This is a genomic window from Dyella sp. 01N36, assembly GCF_056399745.1.
This window is the reverse complement of sequence record NZ_JBFTRY010000057.1, coordinates 18489-27929: the sequence shown is the minus strand read 5'-3', so window position 1 is coordinate 27929 and position 9441 is coordinate 18489. Positions and strand designations below refer to the sequence as shown.

11 protein-coding genes are annotated in these 9441 nt (G+C 65.6%); 2 read left to right on the top strand and 9 right to left on the bottom strand.

All coding sequences use genetic code 11. The features are described from left to right. Positions 1–125 precede the first annotated feature (125 nt). Together AC1DMG_RS11480 and AC1DMG_RS11475 are read left to right on the top strand one after the other, a co-directional pair. Positions 126–995, top strand: a complete 870-nt coding sequence (locus tag AC1DMG_RS11480; RefSeq protein ID WP_441605514.1) for a methylglyoxal synthase — start codon at positions 126–128, stop codon at positions 993–995. A 59-nt stretch (positions 996–1054) separates the two neighbouring features. Further along, positions 1055–1810 (top strand): NRDE family protein, encoded by a 756-nt coding sequence (locus AC1DMG_RS11475; protein WP_441605513.1) that lies wholly within the window; start codon positions 1055–1057, stop codon positions 1808–1810. A gap of 107 nt (positions 1811–1917) precedes the next feature. Here the strand turns inward: AC1DMG_RS11475 and AC1DMG_RS11470 are convergent, their stop codons facing one another. The 9 genes from AC1DMG_RS11470 to AC1DMG_RS11430 form a co-directional block, all read right to left on the bottom strand. Beyond that, positions 1918–2340, bottom strand: a complete 423-nt coding sequence (locus AC1DMG_RS11470) for a YchJ family protein (RefSeq protein ID WP_441605512.1) — start codon at positions 2338–2340, stop codon at positions 1918–1920. Between the two features lie 90 nt (positions 2341–2430). After that, positions 2431–3024: a DUF938 domain-containing protein gene (locus tag AC1DMG_RS11465; protein ID WP_441605511.1), complete on the bottom strand. Its 594-nt coding sequence runs from the start codon at positions 3022–3024 to the stop codon at positions 2431–2433. Further along, positions 3025–3222 (bottom strand): hypothetical protein, encoded by a 198-nt coding sequence (locus tag AC1DMG_RS11460; RefSeq protein ID WP_441605510.1) that lies wholly within the window; start codon positions 3220–3222, stop codon positions 3025–3027. Positions 3223–3291: 69 nt separating this feature from the next. Then, positions 3292–3870 carry an NnrU family protein gene (locus AC1DMG_RS11455; RefSeq protein WP_441605509.1) on the bottom strand — a complete coding sequence of 193 codons (579 nt, stop codon included), beginning with the start codon at positions 3868–3870 and terminating at the stop codon, positions 3292–3294. Positions 3871–3948: 78 nt separating this feature from the next. Beyond that, complete coding sequence (locus AC1DMG_RS11450; RefSeq protein WP_441605508.1) at positions 3949–4509, bottom strand: HutD/Ves family protein; 561 nt, start codon at positions 4507–4509, stop codon at positions 3949–3951. Beyond that, positions 4506–6608, bottom strand: a complete 2103-nt coding sequence (dinG, locus tag AC1DMG_RS11445) for an ATP-dependent DNA helicase DinG (protein WP_441605555.1) — start codon at positions 6606–6608, stop codon at positions 4506–4508. The genes AC1DMG_RS11450 and dinG overlap by 4 nt, the downstream gene beginning before the upstream one ends. A gap of 72 nt (positions 6609–6680) precedes the next feature. Beyond that, positions 6681–6833, bottom strand: a complete 153-nt coding sequence (locus AC1DMG_RS11440; protein ID WP_441605507.1) for a hypothetical protein — start codon at positions 6831–6833, stop codon at positions 6681–6683. Positions 6834–6915: 82 nt separating this feature from the next. Next, positions 6916–8553, bottom strand: coding sequence for an NAD(P)/FAD-dependent oxidoreductase (locus tag AC1DMG_RS11435; protein ID WP_477180533.1), 1638 nt, complete (start codon positions 8551–8553; stop codon positions 6916–6918). 115 nt (positions 8554–8668) lie between these two features. Further along, positions 8669–9322: a DsbA family oxidoreductase gene (locus tag AC1DMG_RS11430; RefSeq protein WP_441605505.1), complete on the bottom strand. Its 654-nt coding sequence runs from the start codon at positions 9320–9322 to the stop codon at positions 8669–8671. Positions 9323–9441 lie beyond the last annotated feature (119 nt).

Sequence of the window (9441 nt, the reverse complement as noted above, 5' to 3'; positions counted from 1 at the left end):
GGGCAATGTCAGTCGCGCGCAGGGTGCGCTCCCACAGGGAAGRGTGCATCGGCACGGCATCGATGTAGCGCAGCGCAACACCCCAATGCGACACTGCGCGGCGACCTCGTCACGGAACAGCACTCATGCGCCTCGGCCTAGCCGCCAACCAGCTGCACCACGCCCACGCCAACGCCGCGCTGTTCCGCTGGCTGCATGCGTGCGAGGCGGGCATCCGCGAACTGGAATTGGGCCTGCATGCGGTGGGACGCACCTACGATGCGATTCATCGCGCCGGTTACCTGGAGCGCTATCTTCCGCTGCGGCGCTATCCCTATGGCCGCGAAGGCGGCCTGATGAAGCTGGTGGCCGAGGTCGTAGGTCTGGGCGATGAGCGCGTGCTCGATGGCGCCATCTACCTGATCGATCCGGTCGACCCGTCTTCGATTTTTCCCGAGGCGATCGCGCTCAAGCGCCAGTGCGTGATCCACGGCAAGCCCTTTATTTCCACCGTCGCCACGGCACGCGACTGGATCGAGATGGAGCGCATCCACGCGGGACTTCTGCCTGACCCCGGCGCCCAGATATTTCACGATCTCCAATCGCAGACGCTGGCGCTGATTGCACATGACGCCATGAAGCCGCAGATGCTGGCCTATGCCGCCGAACACTTCGACGTGCTGTCGCGCTTTGTGCATCGCGTGGCTACCGGCACCACCGGCCAGCGCCTCAATGAACTGGCGTGGAGCCGCGGCTGGCCGCAGGACCAGGCATGGGTGGAGCGTTACCAGAGCGGCCCACTGGGCGGCGACGCGCAGATTGCCGATCTGGTGCTCGAACGCCGCTGCCAGCGCGCGATCTTTTTTGAAGACCCGCACGTGGCACGCCAGCATGAAGCCGACATCCAGCTGCTCGAGCGTGCTGTCACCACGCGAACCGACGACGCAGTCTGCATGACCACACCCAAGGTCGCAGCGCGCTGGGCCGCCGCCGTGGAGCGGCGAGCGAGCCGCTGATCGGTGAGGGGTGCATACTGGCGCACTCGTCGCGTCGTGATCGTGGAGCAGGTATTCCCATGTGCGTGATTGCATTCGCCTGGCAGGCGCATCCGCGCTGGCGGCTTGTTCTGATCGGCAACCGCGATGAATTCCATGCGCGTCCCAGCTTGCCGCTGGCGCGCTGGGAACAGCCGTCCATCGTCGCCGGAAAGGATCTGGAAGCCGGGGGCACCTGGCTGGGCGTGGCCGACGACGGACGCTGCAGCGTGGTGACCAATGTGCGCGATCCGCGCGACCCGCAGTTGGGACGATCCCGCGGCCTGCTCGCGCTCGACTATCTCGCCGGCCGCGACGATGCCGTAGCCCACGCCGCGTCGCTGCTGCACACAGCGGCCGACTATCGGCCGTTCAATCTGCTGACGTTCGACGCCACCCACGCGTTCTATATCGGCAACCGTCCGGATTCGCGCGCGCAAGCGGTGCAACCCGGCGTGCATGGGCTGTCCAATGCCGACTTCAATACACCGTGGCCGAAGACGCGCGCCTTGATGGATCATTTGAGCGCGTGGATAGCGGCGGGGCAGGATGATGAATTCGCGCCGCTGTTTGCCGCGCTGGCCGATCCGCATGTGTATCCGGATGATCAGCTGCCTGATACCGGTGTTGGCGTGGAACGCGAGCGCTGGCTGTCGTCGGCCTTCATCCGCGGTGATCGCTATGGCACGCGTGCCAGCACCGTGGTGGCGATCGGCCACGACGGGCGCGGTCTAGTAGTGGAGCGGCGGTTTGGTCCGAATGGAAGCGACGAGGGCGAGACTGCGGTTCCGTTCTAGCCACTCTCTGTGGGAGCGCACCCTGTGCGCGACGGCCACGCCTGGGTGCATTGCTCCGTTGGATTGTCGCGCACAGGGTGCGCTCCCACACACACAGCGCGGCGTCGTTACTCGCCCGATTTCTCGGGAAACTCGCCGTCTACGTAATACCAGCGCCCTTGCTCCCGCACGAAGCGGCTGACCTCATGCATGCGTTGTGCCTTGCCGCCGCCCAGGCGAAGACGGGCGACAAATTCGACGACCGCCTGATCGCCGTCGCTCTCATGCCGCTTGATGGCCAGACCCAGCCACGTCGGCGCCGGTTGCTGCGCACTGAGCTTGAGATGGGCGGGGCGCGTACTGGGGTGCCAGGTGGCCAGCAGATAGTCTTCGCGCTTGAGCACGTAGGCACTGTAACGCGAGCGCATCAGTTGTTCGGCAGTAGTGGCCGCGGCACCCTCATGAAGCAGGCCGCAGCAGCGCGCATAGCCGTCGTTGTTGCCGCAGGGGCAGGGCGTGAGCGTGTCGATGGCTTGGACGTAAGGGCGCATGGCGTGGGGCGGGCGCGAGCAGGGGCGCCCTCTGATGCGCATCCTGACGCGATCGCGGCAAAAATGCCAATGATTGGACGGCCAATCCGTTCAGCGGGCGCGCCGCCAGATGCGCAGGCGATTATTGGCCGGCATGGCGACGTCGTCGATCAGCTCGAAGCCGGCGATCTCGGCCAGCGCATCCACCGCTTCGGCATCACGGATGCGCATATGGCTGCCGCGCTCCTGCAGCCAGTCGTCGAACGCGGCGTTGCTCTGGCTGGTGTAGTGGCCGTCGTAGTTGAACGGACCGTAGATCGCCAGCGTCGCGTCGTCCGTGGTTACCTCAGGCAGACGCGAGAACAGCAGCTCCACTTCGTCCCAGCTCATGATGTGCAAGGTGTTGGCGCTGAACACGGCGTCATAGCGACGGGGCGGCCACGGCCCATTCACATCCAGCACCAAGGGAGCGGGTGTATTGGGAAGCTGCGCCTCGTCCAGCCATAGCCGGATGCCGGGCAGGTACTCGCTGCGATCCGTGCATTGCCACAGCAGATCTGGCATGGCCGATGCAAAGTGGATCGCATGCTGTCCGGTGCCGCTGCCGATCTCCAACACCTGCCGGCAGCCGGCGAAATGCGTGCGCAATACCTCGAGGATGGGGGCGCGATTGCGCTCGCAGGAGGGCGCGTTGGGTTTATCCACTCAGGCGGGCCGCCCGCGCAGCACGCGAGCGGGCAGCATCAACATGGCGCCCAGGAAGGCGAATACGGCGCCCACGGTGATGCCCACCAGGCGAAACGGCAGCGCAATCAGCCACACGATGGGATAGAGCACGAGCGCCAGCAGCGCGAGCGGCCAGCAGAACACCAGCAGCAACAGCCAAAGCAGGAAGGCAACCATGGCCCGATCCTCATGCCGAAAACAGCGCCACTCTAGCTCAGCCCGCCTGGGCGGCGTAGATGACTAGTTTCACCCCATGGGATTCACGCCGATCAGCCATGTGTGCAGCCACCAGGCGAATACGAACCAGCCCACCACGCCGGCCACCACGGTGATGATGTCGCCCTTGGCCGTGCCGGCCGGGTAAACCACGCCCGCGGCGCGATCGCGGCGGCGCGCGCTGACGAAATCCACGATGGCCCACAGCAGAAAGGCGCCGAACAACACGACGTCATGCAACATGCCGGTCGCCAGCAGATGGCCGAACGCCCAGACCTTCACGCCCGCCAGCATCGGATGGCCGAGCTTGGCCTTGAAGTGATTGGCCGGCACGTAGGCTGCCGCGACCAGCACAAAGGCCAGCAAAGTGAAAAGCGCGTTGAGATGGCGCAGCCACAGCGGCGGCACGTAGAGCAGTACGGGCTGCTGTCGCGCCAGGCCAAAGCCCATCACGATCAGCACGAAACCGATGATCGATACGACGGAATAAAGCCCCTTCCAGCGCATCTCGCCCAGCTGCGCGCGACGTTGCGTGCGCCATGGGTCGGCAAAAATGCGCAGGGAGTGGACGCCGAGGAACAACACCAGGCCGAGGATGAGCAGTGCCATGCGGATCACCTAGACGGGCGGAGTGTTCCGATCATGGCACGCATCGAGGGCCGGCCGCATGCGCCGAAGGTTGAGCTGTCAGCCGCCCTGCTGGACGACGCAGGCGACGAGCGCCACCGAGCCCTCATGCAACTCAATGGGACTGGTATCGGGCTGCCACGCGTCGCCCGCACTCAACGGCCCGTCCAGCGTGTCCGCCGTGCCGCGGGCGAGGTAAACCAGGATGCCCTCGGGCGGCATCACGTGACTGCAGAGTCCGGCAATCACCTCGATGCGACCGCTGGCCGCCGCACGCCGCACCATCAGATTGAAATCGCGCGTGGCACCGCCGGCCATCGCCACATCCACCTGTGCTTCGCCGGCAAAAGCAAACGGCTCCAGTGGCGTGGTCAGCGCGTGTTGCTGCTTGCCATCCAGCGTCATGGTGAAGCCGTCGCCATCGAGCAGCACGATCTGGCGGTCGATACCGGGAAAGATGGAGAACGGCGCGGCGCTGTTCACCTCGGCCACGCTGATGCGCCAGATGAAATCATCGCTGCCGGCATCGGCCGGAAAGCGGGCGATTTCACGCGTGACACCCATGCCGTTCTTCCACGGCTGGGGTTTCATGTCGGCGGCACGAAGGATGCGGAAACTCATGCAACTTTCTCGATGACACGGGTAAACGGAGGCAGCGCGCGCAGCATGCGCTCGCCGTAACGCTTGAGCACCACGCGGCGGTCGAGCAGCACGATGCGGCCGCGGTCGGTTTCGGTGCGGATCAGGCGGCCGCAATATTGCGTGAGCTGCCGCGTCGCTTCCGGCACGGTGACTTCGATAAAAGGATTGCGGCCGCGCGATTCCAGCCATTCGGCGTAGGTCGCACCCACCGGATCGGTCGGCACGGCGAACGGCAGCTGCGTGATCACCACCGTTTCGCACAGCTTGCCGGGCAGGTCGAGACCTTCGCCGAACGAGGCCAGGCCAAACAGCGTGCTGCCCTTGCCGGCTTCGACGTCGACGATGTGCTCGGCGACCAATTGCGCCTTGCCCAGCGAGCCCTGCGCGCGCACCTTGCGTACGAATTCGATGGGCAGTTTCTGCAGCACGCGGTCGAGTTTGACGCGTGAGGTGAACAGCACGAGGTTGCCGGCGCTCCAGTCCAGATGCTCGGCAAGCCAGTCGCAGATTTCCTGCACGTGTTCCTCGCGAGCATCGGGCAGCGAGCGCATCGCCGGCACTTCCAGGCGTGCCTGCATGGCCAGGTCGAACGGCGAAGGCAGGCTCAGTGTCACCGCATCGTCGGGCAAGCCCACCGAGTCGGCAAAACCGCGGAAATTGCCGCCCGCGCTCAGCGTCGCCGAGGTCATCACCACGCCGCTAGCATTGCCCCACAGCACGCTGCGCAGCAGACCACCGGCGGACACCGACGAGGCATGGCAGACCAGCTGCTGGTCGCCGCTCAGCGTGACCCAGCGGGCGAGCGGCGGCGCGTTGTCGCCATCGGTCGCCGACCACGCGCGCCAGGTGCGCACCTGGCGGTCGATGCGCTCCAGCGCCATGCCCAGTTCGCGCGACAGCGCTTCATGGGTGGGGCCGGTCTCGGTCATCTCCAGCACGGCGCGGCGCACGGCGCCGACCCAGCGTTCGATCTCGCCGGTGAAGACATACAGTGCGCGCGCGTGTTCCACCCAGGCCTCGGGCAACTGACCGAGCGAGCCGCGGTACATCGGCTCCTGATCGTCGGGCGACGGCAGCCAGCTCAGGCGGATCTCGCGCTCCAGTTCCTCCAGGCCATTGCTGAGGTCCTGCAGCTTCTGGTCGCCGGCGTCGAGCGAGAGCTTGCCGATCACTTCCTTGTCGGTCAGCGAATAGGCGGCGTGGGTCTGCCGGCCCAGACGGCTCAGCTGGCGCACCGCCACGTTCATGTAGACCTCGGCCGCACCGCGATCGATCGCCTTGGCCGGCACGTGGTGGCCTTCGTCGAAGATGTAGAGCGTTTCATCGGGCTTGGGCAGGATCACGCCACCGAAACCGTCTTCTTCGCGCGGCATGGTGAGATCGGCCAGCACCAGATCCTGGTTGGCCACGATGATCTCCGCATCGCCCACCGCGCGGCGCGCGGCAAAGAACGGACACTGCATGAAATGCGCGCACTTGCGGCTGGTGCAGCCGCCGGCGCTGGTGGTGATCATCGGACGCAGCACGTCGCTGATGGGTTCGGGCGCCACGTCGATGTCGCCGTCCCACTCGTGCCGGTCGAACAAGTCCATCAGCTTGGTCAGCGCTTTCTTGTCGCGCTCCTGCGGCGGCTTGCTCCACAGCGCGAGATCGGCATCGAAACCCAGGCCCATCTGCGCGGTTTCATTGAGGCTGTTGCTCGCCATCGCCAGATTGCGCGGACACAGGTAACGTCCGCGGCCCTTGGCCAGGGCCACCTTGGCCTCGGTGCCATTGAGCTTGAGATAGAGCGGAATATCGCGCTGGACCAGCTGTTCCTGCAGCGCCACGGTGGCGGTGGCGATCAGCAGCTTCTTCTTCTGCGCCCGCGCCACTTCGACGCCGGCGATCAGATAAGCCATCGATTTGCCGGTGCCGGTGGGCGCCTCGATCACCGCGGCGCCACCTTCCTGTGCCAGCGCCTTGGCCACCTCGGCGATCATCTTTCCTTGTGACGCGCGGGCGCGAAAGCCGGGCAGGCCTTCCTTGAGGCGCGTATAGGAAGCGCGGATCGCGTCTTTGGTGGTATCGGTCAGCATCGGGCGGGTCGGGCGCGAAACGGCGCGTCGGAGGCGCATTCTCGCATGCCCGCACCGGCCCTGCCGGCCCGCTCATGGGCTGCCCGAAAAGCGCCCAAAAAAGAAGCGGATGGCCGTGGCCACCCGCTCACTCTCCACCAGGTTGGAATGCCCCAGCGCTTCCGGGCTGCTGAACGACTGGATATCCAGCTCCCGGAAGCGCGGCCCGCGTCGCCGCGAGCCCATGCACCATCCGTAGGCAGGTGGGGCGAGGGGTATTTTCGCGGGCCGGGCGATGCGGGGCTACGGGATGCGTCTGAAACAGCGCTTAGTCAGCGGTGGCGTTGATGCTCGTTGCCACCGCTTCGGCCACGCGTATCCCATCCACCGCCGCGGAAAGAATGCCGCCTGCATAACCGGCGCCTTCGCCGGCCGGGTAGAGGCCGCGTGTGTTGAGGCTCTGGTAATCCTCGCCACGACGGATGCGCACGGGTGAAGACGTGCGCGTTTCCACGCCGGTGAGCACGGCGTCATGCATGGCGTAGCCCTTGATCTGGCGATCGAACGCCGGCAGCGCTTCGCGGATCGCTTCGATGGCGTAGTCGGGCAGCAAGTCGGCAAGGTCGGTGAGGTGCACGCCGGGTTTGTAGGAAGGCTGCACGTTGCCGAATTCGGTCGATGCCTTGCCCTTGATGAAGTCGCCGACCAGCTGGCCTGGCGCGCTGTAATCGCGGCCGCCCATGTCATACGCTCGTGATTCGAGGGCGCGTTGCAGGGCAATGCCGGCCAGCGGACTGCCGCTGTCGTCGAAGGCGGCGAAATCCTTGGGCTCGATGCCGACCACCACGGCCGCGTTCGCATTGCGCTCGTTGCGCGAATACTGACTCATGCCATTGGTGACGACGCGCTCGGGTTCCGATGCCGCGGCAACCACGGTGCCGCCCGGGCACATGCAGAAGCTGTAGACCGAGCGGCCGTTCTTGCAGTGATGGACCAGCTTGTAGTCGGCGGCGCCGAGTATCGGATGACCCGCCTGCGGTCCGAAGCGTGCCTGGTCGATGATCGACTGCGGATGCTCCACGCGGAAGCCGATCGAAAACGGCTTCGCTTCCATGTACACGCCGCGATCGTGCAGCATGAAGAACGTATCGCGCGCACTGTGTCCCACCGCGAGCACCACATGGTCGCTCAGCAGCTGCTCGCCACTGGCCAGCACTACGCCGCGCAGCTGGCGCGAGCCATCGGCAGCGGTGTCCACCAGCAGATCATCCACGCGCTGAGTGAAGCGGATTTCGCCGCCGAGTGCCTGAATGGTTTCGCGCATCGCTTCCACCATCGTCACGAGGCGGAACGTGCCGATATGCGGCTTGCTGACGTATAGGATTTCTTCCGGGGCACCCGCATTCACGAATTCCGTGAGCACCTTGCGCCCATGGTGATGCGGATCGGAAATCTGGCTGTRCAGCTTGCCGTCGGARAASGTGCCSGCGCCGCCTTCGCCGAACTGCACGTTGGATTCGGGCTCGAGCTGGCGCTTGCGCCACAGGCCCCAGGTATCCACCGTGCGTTCGCGCACGGCCTTGCCGCGATCGAGAATGATGGGCTTGTAGCCCATCTGCGCCAGCAGCAATCCGGCGAACAGGCCGCAGGGACCGAAGCCGATCACGATCGGGCGCTGCTTGAGATCGGTCGGCGCCTGCGCCACGAAGCGATAGTTCGTGTCGGGCGTGGGCTGCACATGCTTGTCGTCGGCATGGCGCTTGAGCAGGCCGGCTTCATCGGCCACTTCCACATCCAGCGTGTAGATCAGCTGGATGCTGCCTCGCTTGCGCGCGTCATAGCCGCGACGGAAGACCGAAACGCTGTGCAGGCCGTCCTTGCCCAGCCCCAGCTTGGCGCGCACGGCAGCATCGATGGCGCCCTCGGCGTGGTCGAGCGGGAGCTTGATGTCGGTGAGTCGGATCATGCGGGCACGGGGTCAGGCGGTCTGGCCGGGGATTTTCGCATGTCTGGGGGTTTGGGGTTCTGCAGCGCCCAGTGTGGGAGCGCACCCTGTGCGCGACTCAATCTTGCGACAGCGGTCAGCCCTCCGCCGCCACCTGCCGCAACGTCTGCTCAAACACCTCAGGCGGCTGGCCACCCTGCACCAGGTACCGATCATTGATGATCACCGACGGCACCGCGCGCACGCCCTGCGACTGGTAGAACTGCTCCTGCGCGCGGACATCCTGCGCGTAGCGGCCCTCGTCCAGCACGCGGCGCGCTTCACCGGCGTCCAGACCCACCGATGCGGCCACGTCGACCAACACGTCGCGCGAGCTCACGTCACGGCCGTCGGTGAAGTACGCCCCCAGCAAGGCCTGCTTGAGTTCCGCCTGGCGGCCTTCGAGCGCGGCCCAATGCAGCAAGCGATGCGCATCGAAGGTATTGACGATGCGGTTGCGCTTGTCCATGTTGAAGGTGAAGCCCAGCGCAGCGCCGCGTTCGCGGATGGCTTCCTGGTTCTGCTTGATCTGCGCCGGCGAGCTGCCGTACTTGTGCGCGATGTGCTCGATGATGTCTTCGCCCTCGGGCGCCATCTTCGGGTTCAGCTCGAATGGCTGGAAATGCAATTCCACCGCCACCTCGTCGCCCAGATTCTGCAGCGCCTGCTCCAGCGATTTGAGGCCGACGGCGCACCACGGGCACACCACGTCGGAGACGAAGTCGATCTTGATGGGTTTGGCGTTGGCCATGGGCAAGTCCTCGATGCGATCCCGGCTAAATGGGATCGGACAAGGCGCCAATCAAGTGCCGCCCCGGTCCGCCAGACCCATTCCCCAGGCGTCCGGGATGTTGCGGCTGCTGGCCAAAA